Genomic DNA, 22755 nt, shown 5'->3' with positions numbered 1-22755 from the left:
CGCGTGAACCAAAAAATGCAAAACTTTTCTGCGTCCTCTGCGCCTTTGCGCGCATAATCCTAACCAGCAGCGAGTAGATGGCGCGCAGTCATCAGACTGAAGCTGTGGCTGCTTATCTTTTTCTCTTGTTCGCGCAGAGGCGCAGAGTTTTGAGTCCTTCCGAGACGCGGAGGTTTTTTGACCTCCGGCCGGATGTATTATGGCGGGAGAAAAGGCGCTAAAGGAGGCGGATGAACGCCCCTCACCCCAATTACATCAGCCCCGAAGGCTTCGCGAAGCTGCGCGCCGAATATGACCAGTTGCTTGGGCAGGAGCGGCCACGCATCGTGGAGATCGTCAGTTGGGCAGCGGGCAACGGCGACCGCAGCGAGAATGGCGATTATCTCTACGGCCGCAAGCGCATGCGTGAGATCGACGGCCAACTCCGCCGCCTGTCAAAAAAGATGAAGGATGCGAAAGTCATCGATCCCTGTCAACAACCCGACAAGACCCGCGTCTTCTTCGGCGCCACCGTGACGATCGCCGACGAAGACGACAATCACCGCACCGTCACCATCGTCGGCAATGACGAAACCGACGCCAGCGCGGGCCGGATCGGCTGGAGCTCCCCCATCGCGCGCGCTCTGCGCAATGCTGCGGTAGGCGACCTGCGCCGCGTCATGCTCCCCGCCGGGGAGAAGGAATATGAGGTGATGGAAATCCGCTACCCGGAGTGACGTGAAGCTCGTTAAGGGTTCAAGCCATCCCCTCTCCCCTTTAGGGGAGAGGGTGCCGAGCGCAGCGAAGGCGGGAGAGGGGACTGTAAGGGCGACGGTTACTCATCCCCCTCTCCCCGACCCTCTCCCCTAAAGGGGAGAGGGAGGAAAAATACCCTTCACCCAAAAAACCAACCAATCGCCTCACCGAACCATCTTCTTCCCAACCGGCTGCGCCTGCGCGATCACCGCACCCGGCTTCGCCGCCAGCCGCGCGATCGTCTTCAGGGCATAATCCAGCTGGAAATCCTCGATCCCCTTCTTCTTAAGCTCTTCGGCTGACATGGCAAAGCGCGGATCTTCCTTAGTGTCTTCTTCCAGCGCAGCATTGTCCGTCTTGATCTCATTGATCAGGTGGCGGCGCAGGTCGCTTTCGCGGAACTTCGGCCGGTTCTTGTAATCGGGGTCCGACAACTGCGGCACCCGGACGTCAGGCTCGATACCGCCTTCCTGCACAGACCGGCCGGACGGCGTATAATAGCGCGCCGTCGTCAGCTTGAGCGCGGTCGTATTGGTCAGCGGCAACATCGTCTGCACGCTGCCCTTGCCGAAGCTGCGCTCGCCCATCACCAATGCGCGATGCTGATCCTGAAGCGCTCCCGCGACGATCTCGGAGGCCGAGGCAGACCCGGCATCGACCAGCACGATGACCGGCAAGCCCTTCGCATCATCGCCGGGCTTGGCATAATAGCGCTCGACATCGCCCTTGTTGCGGCCGCGCTGTGATACGATCTCACCGCGCTCCAGGAACGCGTCGCTCACGGATACGGCTTCATCCAGCAACCCACCCGGATTGGACCGGAGGTCGAGGATGTAGCCGGTCGGCTTACGGCCCAGGCTCTTGTCGATGCTGCGGATCGCCTGCCGCAAATCGGCGCCCGTATTGGCGGAAAAGCTGACGATGTTGATCACGCCAACGCCGTTCTTCACTTCCCACTTCACCGGCTTCAGTTGAATGATCTCGCGCGTCAGCGTCACTTCGATCGGCTTGTCGCGGCCCGCGCGCACGATGGTCAGCTTGATCGACGTACCCGGCGCGCCGCGCATCTTGTCGACGGCTTCGTCCAGCGTGCCGCCGTAGATCAGCTGCCCGTCAAGATGTGTGATATAGTCGCCCGCCTTGATCCCAGCGCGCCAGGCCGGAGTGTCCTGCGTCGGAGCGATCACCTTGACCGCGCCATCCTCCTGCGTAACCGACAAGCCCAAGCCGCCATAGCTGCCTTCGGTTTGGGTGCGCAGATTCTGGAAGTCTCGCGCATCAAGGAAGCTCGAATGCGGATCAAGGCTGGCAAGCATGCCGTCGATCGCGCCCTTGATCAGCTTCTCGTCATCGACCTTTTCGACATAGTCGCTGCGGACTTTCTGGAAGACGTCCATGAACTCGTCGAGCGCCTTGTAGCTGCTCGCTTCCCCGTCCGCGAGCGCGGCCGTGGTGGCGGGGATGAGCGCGAGCGCGCCAAGGGCAGCGGCGCCCCGGAAGAAATTGGATTTCATTGCTGTCCTGAGTCCTGGCATCAAGCCATCAGTATAGGATGCTTCTCAGGCATACGCAAAGCATCGGTTACGGCGTAGCGCCGGGCGCAGCGCTATTCGTGCGGTCGTAAAGCCTGATTGAGATCCTCCATCACCTGCGCGATGGGCTCGACCACGGTGACGCTGCGGCCTTCGCCAAAGCGGATGCGGGTGCCGTCCGTGACGGACGATACGAAGGTGACCTGCGCGGCATTGATGGCGGTTTCGGTCCGGTCGGCGCCCACGAACATGACGAGCATGGCTTTCCTCTCCTTCTTGTTGGATGGAAAGGTTAGCCGCATTTGCGCATGGCGCCAGCCATTTTTCCTGAAGCCGACGTCAATCCAATCGAATAGCCTCGATAAAAAGGCTGGCCCGCGCATCCAGCCGCTGCGCTTCGCCCGCCAGTTGGCTTGCCGCATGCCGGATGTTGCGCGCGCCATCGACCGCCGCGTCGGCATTCCCGCTGATCTGGCTGGCGCTCAGCCGGACATGATCGCTGGACTCGCCCGCTTCGGCCATGCTGGCAGCGATGCCCCGGCTGAAGGCGCCATGACGCGCCACCGCGTCGAACACGGAAGCCGACAGCCGATCCGCCGTCTCAATCGCGCACCCCATCAACCCATGGCCCTGCGCCACATGACCGACAGTCGCGCGGATATGATCTATCCGGTCGGCAATTTCCGCCGCGGCTTCGCGGGTTTGCCCCGCGAGCAGCTTCACCTCGCGCGCGACAACGGCAAAGCCTTGCCCCGCCTCCCCGGCGCGCGCGGCCTCTATGCCCGCGTTCAGGGCCAGCGTGGCCGTCGCCCGCGCCACCGCGTCGATCAGCGCCGTCACCTCTCCGATGCCATCTGCCTGAACGCGCAATTGTTGGGTCTGTGCTGACCCCAGCCGCGTCTGTTCGACCGCCGCCTTGATCGCGGCGCCAGCCTGACGCACCTCATCCTCGATCGACTGGAACAGCAGGCCAAGGTCGTTGGCCGAACCAGCGATGCCGGAAAGATTGTCAGCGGTCTGCGCGGCGGCCACCGCCATGCCTGCTGCCGCCTGCCCGTTATGGGCCGCCCTTTCCGCCGCGTCGCTCGCCAGCCGGGACAGCATGTCCGCCATCCCCACCAGATCGGCGATCAGCGTCGCAATATCGTCGCGAAAGCTGCCGCTCTCCCGCGTTACGCGCTCCAGCCGCTCCGCCCGCGCGATCGCCACGCGCGCGTCCCGCTCCGCCGCCAGCTTTAGCAGCAACTGCCCGCCGACCATCCCGGCATAACGGCCGCCTTCTATGACGATCAGCCCTTCGCACTTTTGCCCCTGCGCTGCGTAGAGGTCGATCAGCATCTCAATCGTGGCGCTCCGCTCGACCGAGGCGCAGGGCCGGATATGGTCATCAAGCCGCCCGCCAAAGCTCGGGTTACGCAGCAGCGCATGGCCGAACGGGTTGAACAGTATCCGCCGCATGTCCCGCTCGTAGATCGCGCCCTTGGGCCGATCCGCTTCGTCCAGCACGGGCAGCAGCCGCAGCGAAGGGTTCTGCTGAAAATGCTCCACCGCTTCGCTCAACGGCCGTCCAATCTGGATCGCCGGGCTGGTGGAGACGAAGGGCAAGCCCTGCCAGCGAGGCAGCGACGGCGAGGGATCGAGCATCTTGGGCGCATACATGAGCCGCTGGTAGCGCCCGAATGGTAAATGAGCGGTTAGGTTTTGATGACAGATTTATGACAACGCACTGTTTTGTCTTGGTTTTTTACGGCAGTTGATAGCCGAACGCTTCCTTGGCGAGCTTCACCACCTCCGGGTCAGCGTCAGGAAAATCCATCGGCACCAGCTTTTCCAATGACTTGACGACGTATTTCAGCGCGGCGATACGCCCGGCCGCACGGTGATTATTGTCGATCACCTGCCATGGCGCATATTTGCTGTCCGTCTTCTTGAACATGTCGTGCATCGCGTCGAGATAGTCGTCGCGCCGCGCCCGGTTGCGATAATCTTCCTTGCCCGTCTTCCACCGCTTCCACGGCGTGTCGAGCCGCTGAGCCAGCTGCTTGTCCTGCGTTTCCTGGGTAATATGGACGAACAGCTTGATGATGTTCGTCCCCGCGTCCGCCTGCTGCTTTTCGAAGGCGTTGATCTCGTCATAGGCGCGCTTCCATTCACCCTTGGAGCAGAACCCTTCCACCCGTTCGACCAGCACGCGCCCGTACCAGCTGCGGTCGAACACCGCGATGTTGCGGCCCGCGGGCAGCCGGGTCCAGAAACGCCAGAGGAAATGATGGTCGCATTCTTCGGCGGACGGCGCGGCGATCGGCCAGACCCGATAATAGCGCGGGTCCCATTGCGCGGTCATCCGCTTGATGATGCCGCCCTTCCCCGCCGCGTCCCAACCTTCGAACAGGATGACCGACCGCCGGTCATGGATCACATGGGCAACCTGAATCTTCGCCAGCCGCTCCTGCAGCTTTTCCAACTCCGCCTCATAGTCGCCTTTGAGAGGCTTGCCTTTCTCATAATCGGCAAGGTCAATCGCCATGCGCGTCATCCTTCCTGTTCAGATCAGGAAAGCAACGCCTGAAGCGACGAAAAGTCAAATCCGCCCCAAGAGCCGGAAGACTTAATGATTCACGCGGGGGCGCGGAGACGCCGAGGAAAATCCAAACTCTCCGCGCCTCCGCGTCTCCGCGTGAACAAAAATGTGCGCGGAGTCCGCAAAGATCGCCGAGTGCATAACTCTGCGCCCTCTGCGCCTCTGCGCGAAATTAAAGAATCAAGCCTTGGCCTGCGGCTCCACCACGCGAACATGCAATTCACGCAGTTGCTTGAACTCCGCCGCGCTCGGCGCGCCCATGAGCAGGTCTTCGGCGCGCTGGTTCATCGGGAACAGCGTCACTTCGCGCAAATTCTGCGCCCCGCACAGCAGCATGACGATGCGATCGACACCAGCGGCCATGCCGCCATGCGGCGGCGCGCCATATTGGAACGCGCGATAGAGGCCGCCAAAGCGCTCCTCCACATCCTGCTGGCTAAGGCCGACCTTCTCAAAAGCCTTCACCATCAGCTCAGGCGACTGGTTACGGATGGACCCCGAAGCAATCTCATAGCCGTTGCAGACCATGTCATACTGATACGCCTTGATCGTTAGCGGGTCCTGATGCTCCAGCGCGTCCATCCCGCCCTGCGGCATGGAGAATGGGTTGTGCGCAAAGTCGACCGACTTCGATTCCTCATCATATTCGTAGAAGGGGAAATCGACGATCCAGCACAGTTCGAACCGGTCCTTGTCGATCAGGTCGAGCTGCTCACCCACGCGAATACGGGCAAGGCCCGCGAGCTTGGCCGCTTGGCTTTCCTTGCCCGCTGCAAAGAACACGCCGTCATTGGGGCCAAGGCCCAGCGCCTCGATCAGCTTGGCCGTCCGCTCCTCGCCATGATTCTTGGCGATGGGGCCGCCGGGGACGCCATCCTTGATGTTGATATAGCCAAGGCCCGAATAGCCTTCGCCCCGCGCCCAATTGTTCATGTCGTCGAAGAACTTCCGGCTGCCCGCACCAGCGCCCGGCGCCGGGATCGCGCGAATGACGCTGCCGCTTTCCACCAGCGAAGCAAAGATGCCAAAGCCCGACCCATGGAAATGCTCGGTCACGTCCTGAATCAGGATCGGGTTGCGCAGGTCGGGCTTGTCCGAACCATATTTCAGGATCGCCTCATCATAAGCGATGCGCGGGAAGCTGCCCGCAGGCGTCACCGGCTTGCCCTCGGCGAACTGCTCGAACACCTGCGCGATCACCGGCTCCATCGTGTTCCACACATCTTCCTGCGTCACGAAGCTCATTTCCAGATCAAGCTGGTAGAACTCGCCCGGCAGGCGATCAGCACGCGGGTCTTCATCGCGGAAGCAGGGCGCGATCTGGAAATAACGGTCAAAGCCCGCGACCATCAGCAGCTGCTTATATTGCTGCGGCGCCTGCGGCAGCGCGTAAAATTTCCCCGGATGGATGCGGCTCGGCACCAGAAAGTCGCGCGCGCCTTCCGGGCTGCTCGCGGTCAGGATCGGCGTCGAATATTCGGTAAAGCCCGCCCCTTCCATGCGGCGGCGCATGTCGGAGATGATCTTGGTCCGCTTGACGATATTGCCGTGCAGCGTCTCGCGCCGCAGGTCGAGAAAACGGTAGCGCAGGCGGATATCCTCGGGATATTCCTGCTCGCCAGCGACCGGCAGCGGCAGGTCGGCGGCAGCCGACAGCAGCACCGCGTCAAGCGCCCGGATTTCGATCTCGCCCGTCGGCAGGTTCGGGTTCACGGCTTCAGGCGCGCGTGCAACCACCTTGCCGGTTACCGTCACGACGCTCTCGGCACGCAGCGATTCGATCACCTTGAACACGGGACCGTCCACTTCGGTGACGATCTGCACCATGCCATAATGATCGCGCAAATCGATGAAGACCAGATCGCCATGATCGCGCTTGCGATGCACCCATCCCGACACCCGCACCTCATTGCCGACTTCGGCCGAGGTAAGAGCGCCGCAAGTATGAGTGCGATAGGCGTGCATGGCGATTGTATCTTTCAGCTTCGTTTTACGGAAATGACAAAGTGCCGCAGCCCCGCTATGGGCGGTCTTGTCAAGCATTGACGAGCCCGTGAGCGACGGGCCAGCCCATAATAAGATCGAAGACCATATGCAAATCCATCCGCTGATCACTGACAGCAAGACACTCGCCCAATTTTGCGCCCGTATCGCCAAATCGCCCTACATCGCGGTCGATACCGAGTTTATGCGCGAAAACAGCTATTGGCCCGACCTCTGCCTCGTGCAGGTTGCCGACAGCAACGAAGCCGCCGCGATCGACCCCAAGGCGCCGGGTCTCGACCTTAGCCCCCTGCTCGACCTGATGGTCGACAATGAGGATGTGCTGAAGGTCTTTCATGCAGGCGGACAAGATCTTGAGATCATCTACAATCTGACCGGCCGGACCCCGCATCCGATGTTCGACACGCAGATCGCCGCCATGGCGCTCGGCCTTGGCGAGCAGATCGGCTACGGCAACCTTGTGGACGCATGGCTCGGCGTTCAGCTCGACAAGGGCGCGCGCTTCACCGACTGGGGACGCCGCCCGCTCGACAAGCGGCAGATCGACTATGCGATCGGCGATGTCACCTATCTGATCCAGATCTTCCCGATGATGCTGGAGGAACTGCGCAAGACCGGGCGGGGCGACTGGCTCGACCAGGAAATGGAGCGCGTCTGCGACCCCTCCAACTATGTGAACGAACCGCAGGACGCCTGGAAGCGCGTCCGCATCGCCAGCCGCAAGGCTGATGTGCTAGGCCGCCTCAAGGCGCTCGCCGCGTGGCGCGAGATCGAGGCACAAGACAAGAATCTTCCCCGTGGCCGCATCGTCAAGGATGAGACGCTGGCCGACATCGCCAGCCACCCGCCCCGCTCTCAGGAAGACCTTGGCAAGGTACGCGGCCTGTCCGCCACCTGGAAGACCAACGACATCGGCGCGCGGCTGATGGCGGCGCTCGGCAGCCACACGCCGCTCGACAAGGACGAGATGCCCGAACGCGATCCCAAGCGTCCGGGCCTCGGCAAGGACGGCGCGCTAGTCGCCGATTTGCTGAAGCTCCTCCTCAAGATCCGCTCGCGCGACATCAACGTCGCCGCCCGCCTCTTGGCCCGCAGCGACGATCTGGACGCGCTGGCCGCAGGTGTCCGCGATGACCTGTCGATCCTGGAAGGCTGGCGCTATGAACAATTCGGCCGCGATGCCGTTGACCTTGTCGAAGGACGCCTGGCCTTTGCGGTGAAGGGCGGCCGCCTCAAGATGACACGCACTGAATAGGAATGAGAATGATGCGGGCAGCGGCGCTAATGATCCCCCTCTTGGCTGCGGCCTGCACCACGGCTGACGGACAAGGCCCCGCCACCACGCCAGCGACAGCCCAGGGGCCTTGCCGCAACGACGGCCTCGACCGTTTCGTCGGCCAGACCGCTAGCGCCGACCTCGGAACGCAACTGCTGGAAGCATCCGGCGCCCGCACCCTACGCTGGGGCGCCCCCGGCATGGCCATGACCATGGACTTCCGCCCCGATCGCCTCACCGTCAGCTATGACGAGAAGATGACAATCACCTCCGCAAGGTGTGGTTAGCGCACTCCTGCTCCCCCTCCCGCAGGCGTTCAAACGAGGCAGGTGACTCGTTTGAAGGGGCCGGGGGGTGGGCCAGCGCAACGCCGATATGATTAAAAGAAGCTCACTACGCTCGCCCCACCCTAACCCTCCAAACGAGTCACCTGCCTCGTTTGAACGCTTGCGGGAGGGAACGGCTACCGTCACCCAAACGCCACACCCCCCGCAAAAACCATCCTATTTCCACCACCGCCCCAAAATTCACCCTGTCCTATTCCCCCACAACAACCCTATCCCCGCCCCTCTCTTTGAAACGTCCCACATCACCCCCTCGCGCTCACGCGCGCCTGCCCTCGCGCGCGCATACACTGTGAACTTCGACGGAAATCCGCCATTTTTGGCGCCTCACCTCAACATTCCAGTCCTACAAGCGCGCCGCTGCCGATCCGGTTCACATGCCGCTTGCCGTCGATCTCCAGCCAATCCGGCGTTACTTCCAACCGCCTGCCCCGGATGGTCGTGCGCAAATGTTCCACCGCGATCCGGTTACGCGCCACGATCCGCAAAATGGCGAGCCCCTCGCCCCGCCCCGCCATGACGCTGTAGCGATCGCCACGCAGCAGGAACCGCCAGCTACCATTGGCGGCCAGCCATTCATTGCCCTGGATCACCTGCACCGGGTTGCCGTCCGGATCGCCGAGCCGCAGGCTGATCCGCGTCGCCCCCCGGCTGCGGCGCGGCGGCGCGAACATCAGGATCGGCTCGCCATCCAGCACCAGCGGAATCGGCGTATCGCGCAGCGGCCGCGAGCCCCCGACGATCAAAGTCGGCAACTCCGAAGAAAATGGCATCCGGTCCCGGGCAAAGTGCCGCTGGCGGACCACCGGATTGGTATGAAATCCCTGCACCTGCGCCGTGGTCAGCCGCCCCTCCTCCACCAGAGCGTGGCAAGTCGGGCACAGCAATGTCGCTTGGGGCGAATCGGGCAGGCGAAGATAGCGATAGATGGTCACGCCACATCGGACGCAGGCAAAGCCGCAAGCCTCACGAACGGCCTCACGCTGCGGCTCAGTTAATTCAGGCAGCGAAAGCATCACCGGCAAGGCCATGAAGGACACCCTTTGCAACCGCGCCCCGCGCCATTGCGAAGCAGCGTCACCCAGCGGCATCCTTCCCCGGATACAGGCTTTTCACTGTCCCTTCAGTCAGGACATATGGTCGAAATAAATTGGCGCCAGGTCAAGGGGGCGCGAACGCCCGTCAACGCTGTGGCAGCAAATCCAGATTGCGCGACGCCGCGATGTTCCGGATGCGCCCCGGCCGGGGCATGGACTTGACCGCGATTTCCGCGATGTCGCCCGCGCTGAACAGTTCGACATTGCCGACATCGAAGATGCGCTGGCCGAATGTCTGCGTGATGCGCACGCTGCGAATGCTCGACAGCGCGATCTCGGTCCGCTGCTTGGCCAGCAGCCCGCGCTCCATCAGGACCTCCCGGTCGGACAACGCCAACCGCTCCCCCTTCGTCCGCAGCCACCAGACCCCAATCGCCAGCAGCCCGACGACAGAAATCAGCAGCAGGATGAACAGGAACGGATGCGCGCGAAACATCGCAGGATGCTCGTCATACAGCCAGGCGTCGCTCATCATTCGTCCCATCAAGAAGTGCGCACGGACATGATCATGGATGCCCCGCCCGCGTCAATCCTTGCTCAGCGCGCCCCTCCTGCCCTTCTCCAACGAAAAGAGCAGGCTTCGACCAGCCCAACCCAAACGAATGAGTGTTAGCTCTCATCCCCCATACGCAACGCCGCAATGAAGGCCTCCTGCGGGATCTGCACCGACCCATATTCCCGCATCCGCTTCTTGCCCTCTTTCTGCTTCTCCAGCAGCTTCTTCTTACGCGTGATGTCGCCGCCATAGCATTTCGCGGTCACGTCCTTGCGCATCGCCGCAATCGTCTCCCGCGCAATCACCTTGCCGCCAATCGCCGCCTGGATCGGAATCTTGAACAGATGGCGAGGGATCAGATCCTTCAACCGCTCGCACATGTGCCGCCCCCGCGCCTCGGCCGCGCTCCGGTGAACGATCATCGACAGCGCATCGACCGGCTCGTTGTTGACGAGGATGCTCATCTTGACCAAGTCGCCTTCACGCGTCCCGATCTGATGATAGTCGAAGCTCGCATAGCCGCGCGATATCGACTTCAGGCGATCATAAAAGTCGAACACCACTTCGTTGAGCGGCAGCTCATAAGTCACCTGCGCGCGTCCGCCGACATAGGTCAGGTTCTTCTGAATGCCGCGCCGGTCCTGGCAGAGCTTCAGGATCGAACCCAGATATTCGTCGGGGCAGTAGATCACCGCCTCGATCCACGGCTCCTCGATCATCTCGATATAGTTGGGATCTGGCATGTCGGCGGGGTTGTGCAGATGCTTCACCTCCCCATCCTTCATGTGCATTTCATAGACCACCGACGGCGCGGTGGTGATGAGGTCGAGATCATATTCGCGCGTCAGCCGCTCCTGAATGATCTCCAGATGGAGCAGCCCCAGGAAGCCGCAGCGGAAGCCGAAGCCGAGCGCCGCCGACGTCTCCATCTCGAAGGAGAAGGACGCGTCGTTCAGCCGCAGCTTGGAAATCGAATCGCGCAGCTTTTCAAAATCATTGGCATCGACCGGGAACAGTCCGCAGAAGACCACCGGCTGCACTTCCTTAAAGCCCGGCAGCGGATTGGCCGCGGGGTTCTTGACCGTGGTGATGGTGTCGCCCACGCGGGTCTGGCTGATGTCCTTGATCTGCGCCGTGATGAAGCCGATCTCGCCCGGACCGAGTTCCGGCAGCTGTTCGATCTTGGGCCGCATGCAGCCCACGCGGTCGATCAGATGCTCGGTCTCGCCGATCATGAACTTGATCTGCTGCCCCTTCTTGATCACGCCGTTGACGACGCGGACCAGGATGACGACGCCGAGATAAGGGTCGTACCAGCTGTCGACCAACATGGCTTCCAGCGGCGCGTTGCGGTCGCCCTTGGGCGGCGGGATCTTGGCGACTATGGCTTCGAGAATATCGTCGATGCCGATACCCGACTTCGCGCTCGCCAGCACCGCTTCCGACGCATCAAGGCCAATCACTTCCTCGATCTCCGCTCGCACCTTCTCCGGCTCGGCGGCGGGCAGGTCGATCTTGTTCAGCACCGGCACGATCTCATGGTCATGCTCGATCGATTGATAGACATTGGCCAGCGTCTGCGCTTCCACGCCCTGCGCCGCGTCCACGACCAGCAGCGCGCCCTCGCACGCGGCGAGGCTCCGGCTCACTTCATAGGCAAAGTCGACATGGCCCGGCGTGTCCATGAGGTTGAGCTCATATGTCTCACCATTCTTCGCGACATAGTCGAGGCGCACGGTCTGCGCCTTGATGGTGATGCCCCGTTCCTTCTCGATATCCATATTATCGAGGACCTGGGCCGACATCTCCCGGTCGGTCAGCCCCCCGGTGCGCTGGATCAGCCGGTCGGCCAGCGTCGATTTGCCATGGTCGATATGCGCGATGATCGAGAAATTACGGATGTGCGAAAGGTTGGTCATGGACCGCGCCGATAGCAGCCATTTGCGGGCCTGTCAGCAGAGCTTGCAACCAGCCTGCCCATCAGTAGGAAAAGCCTGCGAGCTATGGTAATTGACGCGAGCCTTAAACGGGTCGTACCATAATAAAAATTCCATAATTAACCGCTCGAAAGGGATTTGGGGCAATGTTGAAGACGGTTTCCGCGCTCGTCGCGACAGCATCGATGCTTGCTACGCCGATGTCTGCGATGGCGCAGACGAATATGAGTTCTTCTGGCAAGACCTATAAGGATGGCACCACCAAAGGCGCCTCCTCGGGCCGCAGAGCGCAAGAGCGCGCTCAGCAGGAGATTCCCCGCTGCACTCGCCGCCTTGGCACTGTCGCGATCGTCGAACCCGACAACCAGTGGTGGCGCGAGTTGAACCTGGGCAGCCCGGAAGCGATCCTCAAGGTGTTCATCCAGCAGTCCGGCTGCTTCGGCATCGTCAACCGCGGCCGCGCCATGCAGAGCCGGGCGATGGAACGCGCCATGGCGGACTCGGGCGAATTGCAGGCTGGATCGAACTTGGGCCGGGGCCAGGTCAAGACAGCCGACTATTATCTGGAGCCTGATATCGTCTCGTCCAACCGCAACTCTGGCGGGGGCGGCTTTGGCGCTGCACTTGGTGGCCTGATGGGCGGCACGTTCGGCGCACTTGCCGGCGGCCTCAACATCAAGAAGAAGGAAGCGAACGTCACGCTTTCCATCGTTAACGCCCGCACGACCGAAGAAGAGGCGCTGACCGAAGGCTATGCGCGCAAGACCGACATCGGCTTCGGCGGCGGCGGCGGTGCCGGTTGGTGGGGCGGCTTTGCTGCCGCCGGTGGGAGCGGCTACCAAAATACCGAGATCGGCCAGGTGATCGTGCTCGCCTATCTGGACGCCTACACCAAGCTGGTCACGCAGATGGGCGGGTTGCCTGCCAACGCGGCAGCAGCAGCCCCCCGCGCGCAGTAAAATCTTACGCAGGGGCTTGGCACCAATGCCATGCCCCTGTTCTTCTCCTTCCGCTCACCACCACTGTCAGTGCGACGGAATGACATCGTCATTAAATAGGCCGGGACGAGGCTTCAGCGTGCGCCAGCCTATTTCCACGCCGCCGTCGCCACCACGATATTATCGCCTCGCCTGCGGGTCGCTCCACCAGCCTGTTGATGCCCGTGCCCAAAGTTAGTGCGACAAGAAACGCGGAGAAGAAGGCGAGCCACGGGCTATACCCCTGCTCCGCCATTTTCAGCATCACGACGAAACCCACATGCTGATGGATGAGGTAGAAGGAATAGCTGATCCCGCCTATCCAGAGCAGTGGACGTGACGCGATCCACTGCAGATGCCCTCTGATTAGCGCTGCAAAGCCTGCAAGCAGAATACAAGCCATCAGCGCGACGTCCCAGCTTTCCATCGAGGCGACCGACAGCAGTGCAAGGGCGGCATAGGGAGATTGTTGCCGCCAGCTCCGCTGACCAGACCAGACACGGTAAGACAACATCCCGATGATGAAGAAGGGGAGATAGCGCAGTACCAAAAGCATGACGATGCGTTCGGGCATGTCGGGCCATAACCCATAAATCGCGCGAACCGCGAGCCACAATGCCAGCATCGGTTCGAGCCTTTTCAATCCAGCCCATTTCCAGATCGATATCATACAGAAGTAAAAGGCGATTTCGACGGTCAATGTCCAATAAGCGCCGTCTACTTCAGGGAGAAACGCGAACCCCTGCAACATCGTGAAGTTAGCCAGGACCGCGCTGGGACCTACCAGCAATTGAGACGCCTTTGCCGCATATTCGATCGACAAGGTCAGCAACATCGCGACGATATAAGCTGGATAAAGCCGGGCGATCCGGTTTACCGCGAAATCGGCGACGCTACCGATCCGATCCAGCGTGAAGAATATGGCGAAGCCCGAGATCGTGAAAAACAGCAGGACGCGATAATTGCCTCCGGGAAAGCTGAATGGCACGTGCGCCGCTTGGGGAAAAAGCTCGTGGAAGCGCGTGGAATAATGAAAAACCAGCACACACAGCGCACCGATGCCTCTCAAAGCATCCAATTCCGCCAAGCGGTTCCGAGTAGGCAATGCAGTCACTCGAATGCATTAGCAATGAAACAGCAATCAATCGGTTAAGATATTAGGGTCGGACATATATTGTTGGCTCGCACGGTTGCGTCCGGCTTGGAAGGTCAGTCGCCCTGCTCGGCTGTGCGCTTCAGCCGTGCCAATTGCTCGGCCAGAACCTTGTTCACAATGGGCGCAATCTGGGCTGGACGCATTCGCATATAGCCTCCCGCGACATAACTGATGGTCGCACGAACATCCTCGCCAGCCGGATAAAGGGCGATGTCGAGCGTACCAGTGACCGCCTCGGCTTGCAGAGGTCACAAGGCTCCGGAAAGCCTTAAATGCTTTTATGGCAAGGCAAAAATCATGCGAGCATGTTCGACACTGCCTGCCGACCCGCGTGGCCGGGAAGCTGCTCACAGAAACAGCCTCCCGCTTTTGTATCCAGGCTAAGGTTGGCGGCATCGCTACTGTAGGTGTGTTCGCTGCTCCACCAGCGCGCCGGTGAAGCGATCAACGAATATGTCGTTTACACGTCGCCCACGATTTCGACGCTGCTGACTACCTCGAAGCCGAAATCGTTCGCCGACTTAACTTCCGCTTGGGCGGCGGTTCCGCCAGCGAGCGCAGTGGCCAGGATGGCCCGAATAGAGTTCCGCATGCCTTTCTCCCGCCTCTGAAAGACGGGAGAAATTACCTCAGCTTTTGGCGTGATCCAATATGCCCGCGATTGCCGCAGTCACGTCGTCCATGTCAGCCATGCCGTCCACACGGGACACGATCCCTCGCGCCTCATAGATTGGAAGAATGGGGGCGGTCTTAGCACGATATTCCGCCATCCGGGTGCGAACCGTTTCTTCATTATCGTCGGGACGGCGCTTGAACTCATGTCCATGGCATCTGTCGCACTCATCAGCGACCTTGGGCTGCTTGAAGCTATCGTGATAGCCCTCACCACAGGTCGCGCAGGTGAAGCGGCCCGTGATGCGCTCGACCAGAGCGTCCTCATCGACGTCGAGTTCGATAACATGGTCCAATGTACGGCCGCGATCGGCAAGAATGACGTCGAGCGAATGGGCCTGAGCTTCGGTGCGCGGATAGCCGTCGAAGATCACGCCAGTGCTATCGGCCAACCCATCCAATGCTTCGCCGATGATGCCGGAAACGATTTCATCCGAAACCAGTTCACCCGCCTCCATCACCGCCTTGGCCTTGAGGCCAATCGGCGTCTGCGCCTTTACCGCCGCCCGCAGCATGTCACCCGTCGACAGCTGAACCATGCCACGAGTTTCGACCAGGCGGCTCGCCTGCGTGCCCTTCCCTGCTCCTGGAGGACCCAGCAGAATGATATTCATTTTGCGCATACTCCCCTGTTCTTGCGCCGCGCCTCGATGCGCTTTTAGCGAAGACGTCCCTTCAGCTTCGCCTTTTTGATCAGATCGCCATATTGGTGAGCCAGCAAATGGCTCTGGATCTGCGTCACGGTATCCACCGTGACATTGACCACGATCAGCAGACTCGTCCCGCCCAGATAGAAGGGAATACCCGCCCGGGCGATGGCAAATTCCGGCACCAGGCATATGATGGCCAGATAGGCAGCACCAATCACCGTGATCCGGGTCAGCACATAGTCCAGATAATTTTCGGTGTTCTTGCCGGGACGGATGCCCGGTATAAACCCGCCATTCCGCTTGAGATTATCCGCCGTCTCCTCAGGATTAAACACAACCGCGGTGTAGAAGAAGCAGAAGAATACGATCCCCAGGCCGTAAAGGCCCATGTAAACCGGGCTGCCGTGCGACAGATATTGGTTCAGCGTCAGTACGAAATCCCCAAGCCTGCTCTCACCGGCAATGGTTCTACCCGCGAACTGGGAAATGGTCAGTGGCATCAGCAGAAGCGAACTGGCGAAGATCGGCGGGATAACGCCGGCGGTATTTACCTTGAGCGGCAGATGGCTGCGATCCGCCTGCATCAATCCCTGACGAGTTTGGCGCTTGGGATACTGAATCAGCACGCGGCGCTGCGCGCGCTCCATGAAACAGATCAGCAGGATCAAGCCGACCGCCAATGCGATGACCATCACGATCAGCAGGCCCGAGATCGATCCCTCGCTGCCCGATTTGAAAAGATTGCTTAGGGTGACCGGAAGCTGAGCAACGATGCCAGCCATGATTATGAGGCTGACGCCGTTGCCGATACCGCGCGACGTGATCTGTTCACCCAGCCACATCAGGAACATCGTGCCCCCGATCAGCGACACGACCGCTGCGATCCGGAACAGAAAACCGGGATCGACCACTGCTTGCACGCCCGATTGTGCGCCGAAGCTTTCGAGGCCGACCGCGATGAAATACCCCTGCACCGCAGTCAGGCCAACCGTGCCGTAACGCGTATACTGGTTGAGCTTTTTGCGACCGCTCTCACCTTCCTTCTTGATCGCGGCGAGCTGCGGCGAAAGGCTGGCGGCGAGCTGCACCACGATCGAGGCCGTGATGTAAGGCATGACGCCGAGCGCAATCAGACTCATGCGCGAGAGCGACCCACCGGAGAAAGTGTTGAAAATGTCCAGGACACCGCCATTGGTCTGCTTGTAAAGCTGAGACAGCGCGGTCGGATCGACGCCCGGTAGCGGCACGAAGCTCAGGAAGCGAAACACGATCAATGCGCCCAGTGTGAACCATAGGCGCTTCTTGAGGTCGGTCGCCTGGCTGAACTTTGCCAGGCTGAGATTGGATGCGAGCTGGTCGGCTCTCGATGCCATCTTGGCTGCCCTTCAAAACATCTTGGCCAAGGTCACGCCCCAGCCTGAATCGCTAATCCCTTAGCGGGGTCATGGGGCGCTGTCGAACCGGGATTTGCGGATGATGCGACAAAGTGCGCCTTCAGCCCCCCTTCCTTGCGTTCCCCATTTCGTTTCGAACGGAGTCGAGAAACGGGTGATGTCCTGACGGTGCCGAGACAGTGCGCGACACGATCTGACGAAAGGAAGGCTGCCGGAACATTGCCCGAAACACATAGCCCCGCTCGCCCATATCGGGCAGCGGGGCCATGCTTGCAAGCCTTGGCGGCCTGATTACGCCTTGGCCGCGGCCTTCTTGGCAGCCAGGGCCGTGCCCTTCTTGGCCTTCGCCTTATCGGCAGCGGGAACGACTTCGATCACCTGGACCTTGCCGCCAGCCTTCTCGACCGCCTCGACAGCACCCTTCGAGGCACCGGCGACCAGCAGGTTGACCTTGGCGGTCAGTTCGCCCTTGGCAAGCAAACGGACGCCGTCCTTGCCGCCGCGAGCCAGCGCAGCAGCCTTCAGCGCCGCATGGTCGATGGTCGCATTGGCATCAAGCTTGCCAGCATCAATCGCCTTCTGCACCGCGCCCAAGTTCACGATCGCGTAATCCTTGGCGAAGATGTTGTTGAAGCCGCGCTTCGGCAGACGCATGTGGAGCGGCATCTGGCCGCCTTCGAAGCCGTTGATCGCAACGCCCGAGCGCGCCTTCGCACCCTTCTGGCCGCGACCGGCGGTCTTGCCCTTGCCCGAGCCGATACCACGGCCAACGCGCATCCGGCCCTTACGGGCACCGGCATTGTCATTGAGTTCGTTAAGCTTCGTCATTTCGTGCACTCGCTTTCGCTATGTTCGCGCAGTCCCACTCAATCCCTGATCGGCGGAACAACTAAAGAGGGCGCGCCATTAGCGCCCTTTTTTAAAAAACGAAAGAGGGGTTTCCCCCTCTCCCGCTTCATTCCGTTGTGATCGGAAGGCTCAGCCCTCGACCACCGCGACCATATGGGGAAGCTTGGCAATGGCACCGCGGACTTCCGCTGTGTCTTCCAGTTCAACCACGCGGTGCATCTTGCCAAGGCCGAGGCCGATCAGAATCTTCTTCTGGTCGGCAGGACGGCGGATCGGTGAGCCGATCTGCTTGATCTTGATCTTCGCCATATCCGTTACTCCACGATCGCTTCGGCATCAGCCTGCGCGACTTCGGCCGAGGCACCACCACGACGAAGCAGGTCAGCAACCTTCTTGCCACGACGCTGCGCCACCGACTTCGGGCTGGTCTGTTCGCCCAGCGCCGAGAAGGTCGCACGAATCATGTTGTACGGGTTCGACGTGCCGTTCGACTTCGTCACGACGTCCGCGACGCCGAGGCTTTCGAACACGGCGCGCATCGGACCACCGGCGATGATGCCCGTACCGGCCGGAGCCGAACGAACCGTCACCTTGCCCGCACCGAAATGGCCGAGGCCATCATGGTGCAGCGTGCGGCCTTCCTTCAGCGGAACGCGAACCATCGCCTTCTTGGCCGATGCGGTCGCCTTGCTGATGGCTTCAGGCACTTCGCGGGCCTTGCCATGACCAAAGCCCGCGCGGCCCTTGCCGTCACCTACGACAACTAGCGCCGCGAAGCCGAAGCGCTTACCGCCCTTCACGGTCTTCGAGACGCGGTTGATGTGAACCAGCTTCTCGATCAGTTCTTCGCCCTGTTCCTCGTCACGGTTGCCGCGACGGTCGTCGCGACGACCACGGCCACCGCGCTCGCCACGGTTGCGATCACCGCCACGGCCACGGCCGCGACCCGGACCACGGCCCTCGGTCGGTGCATTCTCGCCGCCTTCAACGGCAGCAGGTGCGCCCGGCTGGGCCTGGATTTCGTTTTCGTCAGCCATGATCAGAACTCCAGCCCGCCTTCACGGGCGGCATCGGCCAGCGCCTTGACGCGGCCATGGAACAGGAAGCCACCACGGTCGAACACGACCTTGGTGACGCCGACGGCGGCCGCAGCAGCAGCGACGCGCTTGCCAACTTCGGCAGCGGCTTCGGAAGAGGCGCCGGTCTTGCCCAGCGCCTTGGACCCGACTTCCTTGTCCAAAGTCGACGCTGCGGCCAGGGTCTTGCCCTGCGCATCGTCGATGATCTGGGCGTAGATGTGACGGCCCGAACGGTGGACGCTGAGGCGGGGCTTGTGGCCCGAAACCGCCTTGAGCGCGGTGCGGACGCGGCGACGACGCCGCGCGAAGAGGGAAAGCTTTGCCATCTTACTTCTTCTTCCCTTCCTTGCGGAAGATGAACTCGCCAGCGTACTTGATACCCTTGCCCTTATAGGGTTCGGGCTTGCGCCAGCGGCGGATCTCGGCTGCAACCTGACCCACCTTCTGCTTGTCAATGCCGCTAATCTCGACCGTGGTGTTATCCGGGGTCTTGATTTCGATACCTTCCGGGATCGCGAAATCGACGTCGTGCGAATAGCCGAGCTGCAGCTTCAGGGTCTTGCCCTGCGCATTGGCGCGGTAGCCGACACCGGTGATGAGCAGCTTCTTGGAGAAGCCCTCGGTCACGCCGGTGATGAGGTTCGCGATCAGCGTGCGCTGCAGACCCCAGAAAGCGCGGGCGCGCTTGCTGTCATTGGCAGGCTTCACCGCGATCACGCCGTCTTCGACGCTGTAGGTGACTTCATCGGCCAACGGGATCGCCAGCGTGCCCTTGGGACCCTTCACCGACAGCTGACCGTCGGCGATGGCCGCGGTCACGCCCGAAGGGACGGCGACCGGCTTTTTACCAGTGCGGCTCATCAGAACACCTCCGCCAGCACTTCGCCGCCGACATTCTGCTCACGCGCTTCAGCGTCGGACAGAACGCCGCGAGGCGTCGAGACAATGGTGATGCCCAGGCCATTGCGGACCACCGGCAGTTCCTTGGAACCCGAATAGACGCGGCGGCCAGGCTTGGACACGCGGGCAACATGCTTGATCGCGGGCTGGCCCTCGAAATATTTCAGCTCGATGCGCAGGCCCGGGTGCTTGCCGAGAGCTTCTTCGGAATAACCACGGATATAGCCTTCGCGCTGCAGCACGTCGAGCACGCGGGCGCGCAGCTTCGAAGCGGGGGACACAACGCTGTCCTTCTTCGCCTGCTGCCCGTTGCGGATGCGGGTGAGCATATCACCCAGGGGATCGGTCAATGCCATCTCAAATGATCCTTACCAGCTCGACTTGGTGACGCCGGGGATCAGGCCTTTGTTAGCCAGATCACGCAGCTGCACGCGGCAGAGGCGGAATTTGCGGTAATAAGCGCGGGGACGCCCCGTCAGTTCGCAGCGGTTCCGAACGCGCGTCGGGTTGCCGTTGCGGGGGATCTCCGCCATCTTCAGACGCGCGATCAGACGATCGCTGTCGTCGGCCGCGGTATCATTCGCGATCGCCTTGAGCTTCGCATAGCGGCCGGCATATTTCTTGACCAGCTTCTTGCGGCGCTCATTCTTGTTGATCGAACTCAGTTTCGCCATGACTTAAGTTCTCTTTCCTTGGGTGTCTGGAAAGAGAAGCGGGACCTGGATCAGGCCGCCTGCTTCTCTTCGATCGGGAAGGGGAAGCCGAAGAGACGCAGCAGTTCGCGCGCTTCCTCGTCCGTCTTCGCCGTGGTGGTCACGATGATGTCCATGCCGCGCACCTTGTCGATGCGGTCATAGTTGATCTCCGGGAAGATGATCTGCTCCTTGATGCCGAAAGCATAGTTGCCACGGCCGTCAAAGCTCTTCGGATTGAGACCACGGAAGTCGCGCACGCGGGGCAGAGCGATGTTGATCAGACGATCAAGAAACTCGTACATGCGCTCACGACGCAGCGTGACCTTGGCCCCGATCGGCATGCCTTCACGCAGCTTGAACTGCGCGATCGACTTACGGGCCTTGGTGATCACCGGCTTCTGGCCAGCGATCAGTTCCATTTCCTCGGCGGCCGAGGTGACCTTCTTCTTGTCCTGGGTCGCTTCGCCCACGCCCATATTGAGCGTGATCTTCTCGATCTTGGGCACTTCCATGACGTTCTTGTAACCGAACTTTTCGGTCATCGCCTTGGCGATTTCGGCGTCATAGAGCGACTTCGAGCGCGGAATATACTTGTCGCTCATTACAGCACCTCACCGGACTTGACGGCGACGCGGACCTTCTTGCCGTCGCGGTCCTCGAAACGGACGCGGGTCGGCTTGCCATCCTTGTCGGCGACAGCGACATTCGAAATGTGGAGCGGCGCGGGCTTGCGCTCGATGCCACCCTGCGGGTTTGCCTGGTCGGGTTTGCGGTGACGCGCATGCACGTTGATGCCTTCCACCAGGACCTTGTCGTCCTTGGGCAGCACAGCCAAAACAGCGCCCGTACGGCCCTTGTCCTTGCCAGCCAGCACGACGACCTTGTCGCCCTTCTTGATTCTAGCAGCACTCATTACAGCACCTCAGGAGCAAGGCTGATGATCTTCATGTGCTTCTTGGCGCGCAGTTCGCGAACGACCGGGCCAAAGATACGGGTGCCGATCGGCTCCTCGTTCTTGTTGATGAGCACGGCGGCGTTGCCGTCGAAGCGAATCACGCTGCCATCAGCGCGACGCACGTCCTTGGCGGTGCGCACAATGACGGCGCGATGCACGTCACCCTTCTTCACCTTGCCACGAGGCGCAGCTTCCTTGATCGAGACGACGATGATGTCGCCCACGCTCGCGAAGCGACGCTTCGAGCCGCCCAGCACCTTGATGCACTGGACGCGCTTGGCGCCGCTGTTGTCAGCGACGTCAAGATTGGATTGCATCTGGATCATTGATCCGGTTCCTTCTTGTTTGGCCTACCGAGACTGTCCCGGCGGTTCCGAATTCGGGTTTCGACCGGAAGATTCGAAACACGAAGCGCGGGCCTGTAACCTCTCCGAGAAGAAAAGGCCAGCCCCGCGTCCGAAATTTCGACCCTCAAGGCCGGTGACTAACCTCAGGCCGCCGTTTCAGGCGACTTGTGGGTGTCCACGCGCTCAATGACCTTCCAGGTCTTGAGCTTGGAAATCGGCGCGGTCTCTTCGATACGGACCGTTTCGCCTTCCTTGTAAACATTGCCCTCATCATGGGCATGGTACTTCTTAGAGCGGCGGATGATCTTGCCGTAGAGCGCGTGCTTAACCTTGCGCTCCACGCGAACCACCACCGTCTTGTCGGTCTTGTCGGAAACCACCGTTCCCGTCAGCACGCGCTTGGGCATCGTGTGTTTCCTTTACTTCGCGGCCGAGCGCGAACGCTCGGTCTGCAGGGTCTTGATCTGCGCGATCGAACGGCGGACTTCCTTCACGCGGCTGGGCTTTTCCAGCTGGTTGGTGGCCGCCTGGAAACGCAGGTTGAACTGCTCGCGCTTCAGGTTGTTGAGTTCGGTCGACAGTTCGTCGTCCGTCTTGGTTTTGAGGTCGGCAACGTTCGCCACGGCTTAGCCCTCCAGGTGCGAGGTGTCGCCGAGGCGGGCAACGACCTTGGTCTTGATGGGCAGCTTCATCGCGGCGCGCGAGAATGCCTCTGCTGCGAGCGGGCCGGGAACGCCGTCGAGTTCGAACAGGATACGACCCGGCTTGACGCGAGCCGCCCAATATTCGACCGAACCCTTACCCTTACCCTGACGGACTTCGGCAGGCTTCTTCGACACCGGAACGTCGGGGAACACGCGGATCCACAAACGACCCTGACGGCGGATGTGCCGGGTGATCGCGCGGCGGGCCGCCTCGATCTGACGCGCGGTAACACGCTCGGGTTCCAGAGCCTTCAGACCATAGGCGCCAAAATTCAGGTCCGAACCGCCCTTGGCGTCGCCCTTGATCCGGCCCTTGAAGGTCTTGCGGAACTTCATTTTTTTCGGTTGCAGCATGACGCTATACCTACCTTATTC

The 22755-nt window shown here is 61.2% G+C and carries 29 protein-coding genes; 4 read left to right on the top strand and 25 right to left on the bottom strand.

What is annotated here, in order from left to right; translation table 11 throughout:
- Nucleotides 1–230: 230 nt before the first annotated feature.
- Nucleotides 231–716 (top strand): transcription elongation factor GreB, encoded by a 486-nt coding sequence (greB, locus tag IZV00_RS13570; RefSeq protein WP_196225108.1) that lies wholly within the window; start codon nt 231–233, stop codon nt 714–716.
- Nucleotides 717–899: 183 nt separating this feature from the next.
- Here the strand turns inward: greB and IZV00_RS13565 are convergent, their stop codons facing one another.
- The 5 genes from IZV00_RS13565 to aspS all read right to left on the bottom strand — a co-directional run bounded on the left by IZV00_RS13565 (nt 900) and on the right by aspS (nt 6813).
- Nucleotides 900–2249 (bottom strand): S41 family peptidase, encoded by a 1350-nt coding sequence (locus IZV00_RS13565; protein ID WP_196225107.1) that lies wholly within the window; start codon nt 2247–2249, stop codon nt 900–902.
- Nucleotides 2250–2341: 92 nt separating this feature from the next.
- Nucleotides 2342–2527, bottom strand: coding sequence for a hypothetical protein (locus IZV00_RS13560; protein WP_196225106.1), 186 nt, complete (start codon nt 2525–2527; stop codon nt 2342–2344).
- 79 nt (nt 2528–2606) lie between these two features.
- Nucleotides 2607–3911 carry a methyl-accepting chemotaxis protein gene (locus IZV00_RS13555; protein ID WP_230463223.1) on the bottom strand — a complete coding sequence of 435 codons (1305 nt, stop codon included), beginning with the start codon at nt 3909–3911 and terminating at the stop codon, nt 2607–2609.
- Nucleotides 3912–4011: 100 nt separating this feature from the next.
- Nucleotides 4012–4794, bottom strand: a complete 783-nt coding sequence (locus IZV00_RS13550; protein ID WP_196225104.1) for a polyphosphate kinase 2 family protein — start codon at nt 4792–4794, stop codon at nt 4012–4014.
- Nucleotides 4795–5028: 234 nt separating this feature from the next.
- Nucleotides 5029–6813: an aspartate--tRNA ligase gene (aspS, locus tag IZV00_RS13545; RefSeq protein ID WP_196225103.1), complete on the bottom strand. Its 1785-nt coding sequence runs from the start codon at nt 6811–6813 to the stop codon at nt 5029–5031.
- A gap of 127 nt (nt 6814–6940) precedes the next feature.
- Between aspS and rnd the strand changes: the two genes are divergently transcribed.
- On the top strand, nt 6941–8107 hold the full coding sequence (gene rnd, locus IZV00_RS13540; protein ID WP_196226670.1) for a ribonuclease D: 1167 nt from the start codon (nt 6941–6943) through the stop codon (nt 8105–8107).
- Nucleotides 8108–8118: 11 nt separating this feature from the next.
- On the top strand, nt 8119–8415 hold the full coding sequence (locus IZV00_RS13535) for an I78 family peptidase inhibitor (protein ID WP_196226669.1): 297 nt from the start codon (nt 8119–8121) through the stop codon (nt 8413–8415).
- Nucleotides 8416–8804: 389 nt separating this feature from the next.
- Here IZV00_RS13535 and IZV00_RS13530 read toward each other — a convergent pair whose 3' ends face one another.
- The 3 genes from IZV00_RS13530 to lepA form a co-directional block, all read right to left on the bottom strand.
- Nucleotides 8805–9488 carry a hypothetical protein gene (locus IZV00_RS13530; RefSeq protein WP_196226668.1) on the bottom strand — a complete coding sequence of 228 codons (684 nt, stop codon included), beginning with the start codon at nt 9486–9488 and terminating at the stop codon, nt 8805–8807.
- A 166-nt stretch (nt 9489–9654) separates the two neighbouring features.
- Nucleotides 9655–10044 (bottom strand): PH domain-containing protein, encoded by a 390-nt coding sequence (locus tag IZV00_RS13525; RefSeq protein WP_230463222.1) that lies wholly within the window; start codon nt 10042–10044, stop codon nt 9655–9657.
- Nucleotides 10045–10178: 134 nt separating this feature from the next.
- Nucleotides 10179–11984 (bottom strand): translation elongation factor 4, encoded by a 1806-nt coding sequence (gene lepA, locus IZV00_RS13520; protein WP_196225102.1) that lies wholly within the window; start codon nt 11982–11984, stop codon nt 10179–10181.
- A 164-nt stretch (nt 11985–12148) separates the two neighbouring features.
- Here lepA and IZV00_RS13515 point away from each other — a divergent pair, with 164 nt between their 5' ends.
- The gene (locus IZV00_RS13515; RefSeq protein ID WP_196225101.1) at nt 12149–12961 is read left to right on the top strand and encodes a CsgG/HfaB family protein; all 813 of its coding nucleotides are present in this window, start codon (nt 12149–12151) and stop codon (nt 12959–12961) included.
- A 91-nt stretch (nt 12962–13052) separates the two neighbouring features.
- On the opposite strand, the gene IZV00_RS13510 is transcribed toward IZV00_RS13515, so the two are convergent.
- The 17 genes from IZV00_RS13510 to rplP all read right to left on the bottom strand — a co-directional run bounded on the left by IZV00_RS13510 (nt 13053) and on the right by rplP (nt 22734).
- The gene (locus tag IZV00_RS13510; protein WP_196226666.1) at nt 13053–14057 is read right to left on the bottom strand and encodes an acyltransferase family protein; all 1005 of its coding nucleotides are present in this window, start codon (nt 14055–14057) and stop codon (nt 13053–13055) included.
- Nucleotides 14058–14595: 538 nt separating this feature from the next.
- Nucleotides 14596–14727, bottom strand: a complete 132-nt coding sequence (locus IZV00_RS21360; RefSeq protein ID WP_268934767.1) for a hypothetical protein — start codon at nt 14725–14727, stop codon at nt 14596–14598.
- Between the two features lie 37 nt (nt 14728–14764).
- Nucleotides 14765–15421 carry an adenylate kinase gene (locus IZV00_RS13500; RefSeq protein ID WP_196225100.1) on the bottom strand — a complete coding sequence of 219 codons (657 nt, stop codon included), beginning with the start codon at nt 15419–15421 and terminating at the stop codon, nt 14765–14767.
- A gap of 44 nt (nt 15422–15465) precedes the next feature.
- On the bottom strand, nt 15466–16830 hold the full coding sequence (gene secY / locus IZV00_RS13495; protein ID WP_196225099.1) for a preprotein translocase subunit SecY: 1365 nt from the start codon (nt 16828–16830) through the stop codon (nt 15466–15468).
- A gap of 312 nt (nt 16831–17142) precedes the next feature.
- A complete protein-coding gene (gene rplO, locus IZV00_RS13490) occupies nt 17143–17679 on the bottom strand; it encodes a 50S ribosomal protein L15 (protein WP_196225098.1) in 537 nt (178 codons plus the stop codon).
- 150 nt (nt 17680–17829) lie between these two features.
- Nucleotides 17830–18009 (bottom strand): 50S ribosomal protein L30, encoded by a 180-nt coding sequence (gene rpmD / locus IZV00_RS13485; RefSeq protein ID WP_196225097.1) that lies wholly within the window; start codon nt 18007–18009, stop codon nt 17830–17832.
- A 5-nt stretch (nt 18010–18014) separates the two neighbouring features.
- Nucleotides 18015–18737 carry a 30S ribosomal protein S5 gene (gene rpsE, locus IZV00_RS13480; RefSeq protein WP_196225096.1) on the bottom strand — a complete coding sequence of 241 codons (723 nt, stop codon included), beginning with the start codon at nt 18735–18737 and terminating at the stop codon, nt 18015–18017.
- Between the two features lie 2 nt (nt 18738–18739).
- Nucleotides 18740–19105 carry a 50S ribosomal protein L18 gene (rplR, locus tag IZV00_RS13475; protein ID WP_196225095.1) on the bottom strand — a complete coding sequence of 122 codons (366 nt, stop codon included), beginning with the start codon at nt 19103–19105 and terminating at the stop codon, nt 18740–18742.
- 1 nt (nt 19106) lies between these two features.
- A complete protein-coding gene (gene rplF, locus IZV00_RS13470; protein ID WP_196225094.1) occupies nt 19107–19640 on the bottom strand; it encodes a 50S ribosomal protein L6 in 534 nt (177 codons plus the stop codon).
- Nucleotides 19640–20035, bottom strand: a complete 396-nt coding sequence (gene rpsH / locus IZV00_RS13465; protein WP_021239751.1) for a 30S ribosomal protein S8 — start codon at nt 20033–20035, stop codon at nt 19640–19642. Before rpsH ends, rplF begins: the two co-directional genes overlap by 1 nt.
- A 12-nt stretch (nt 20036–20047) precedes the next feature.
- Nucleotides 20048–20353 (bottom strand): 30S ribosomal protein S14, encoded by a 306-nt coding sequence (gene rpsN, locus IZV00_RS13460; protein ID WP_007707881.1) that lies wholly within the window; start codon nt 20351–20353, stop codon nt 20048–20050.
- Nucleotides 20354–20403: 50 nt separating this feature from the next.
- The gene (rplE, locus tag IZV00_RS13455; protein WP_196225093.1) at nt 20404–20976 is read right to left on the bottom strand and encodes a 50S ribosomal protein L5; all 573 of its coding nucleotides are present in this window, start codon (nt 20974–20976) and stop codon (nt 20404–20406) included.
- Complete coding sequence (gene rplX, locus IZV00_RS13450; protein ID WP_196225092.1) at nt 20976–21287, bottom strand: 50S ribosomal protein L24; 312 nt, start codon at nt 21285–21287, stop codon at nt 20976–20978. Before rplX ends, rplE begins: the two co-directional genes overlap by 1 nt.
- The gene (gene rplN, locus IZV00_RS13445; RefSeq protein WP_007686569.1) at nt 21287–21655 is read right to left on the bottom strand and encodes a 50S ribosomal protein L14; all 369 of its coding nucleotides are present in this window, start codon (nt 21653–21655) and stop codon (nt 21287–21289) included. The genes rplX and rplN overlap by 1 nt, the downstream gene beginning before the upstream one ends.
- A 164-nt stretch (nt 21656–21819) precedes the next feature.
- Nucleotides 21820–22083 carry a 30S ribosomal protein S17 gene (rpsQ, locus tag IZV00_RS13440; protein ID WP_006960320.1) on the bottom strand — a complete coding sequence of 88 codons (264 nt, stop codon included), beginning with the start codon at nt 22081–22083 and terminating at the stop codon, nt 21820–21822.
- Between the two features lie 12 nt (nt 22084–22095).
- Complete coding sequence (rpmC, locus tag IZV00_RS13435; RefSeq protein WP_021244952.1) at nt 22096–22299, bottom strand: 50S ribosomal protein L29; 204 nt, start codon at nt 22297–22299, stop codon at nt 22096–22098.
- Nucleotides 22300–22302: 3 nt separating this feature from the next.
- Nucleotides 22303–22734 carry a 50S ribosomal protein L16 gene (gene rplP, locus IZV00_RS13430; RefSeq protein WP_196225091.1) on the bottom strand — a complete coding sequence of 144 codons (432 nt, stop codon included), beginning with the start codon at nt 22732–22734 and terminating at the stop codon, nt 22303–22305.
- Between the last annotated feature and the right edge of the window lie 21 nt (nt 22735–22755).

The organism is Sphingobium sp. Cam5-1, assembly GCF_015693305.1.
GTDB lineage: Bacteria > Pseudomonadota > Alphaproteobacteria > Sphingomonadales > Sphingomonadaceae > Sphingobium.
The sequence above is the reverse complement of the archived record's forward strand: the minus strand, read 5'-3'. Positions and strand labels throughout refer to the sequence as shown.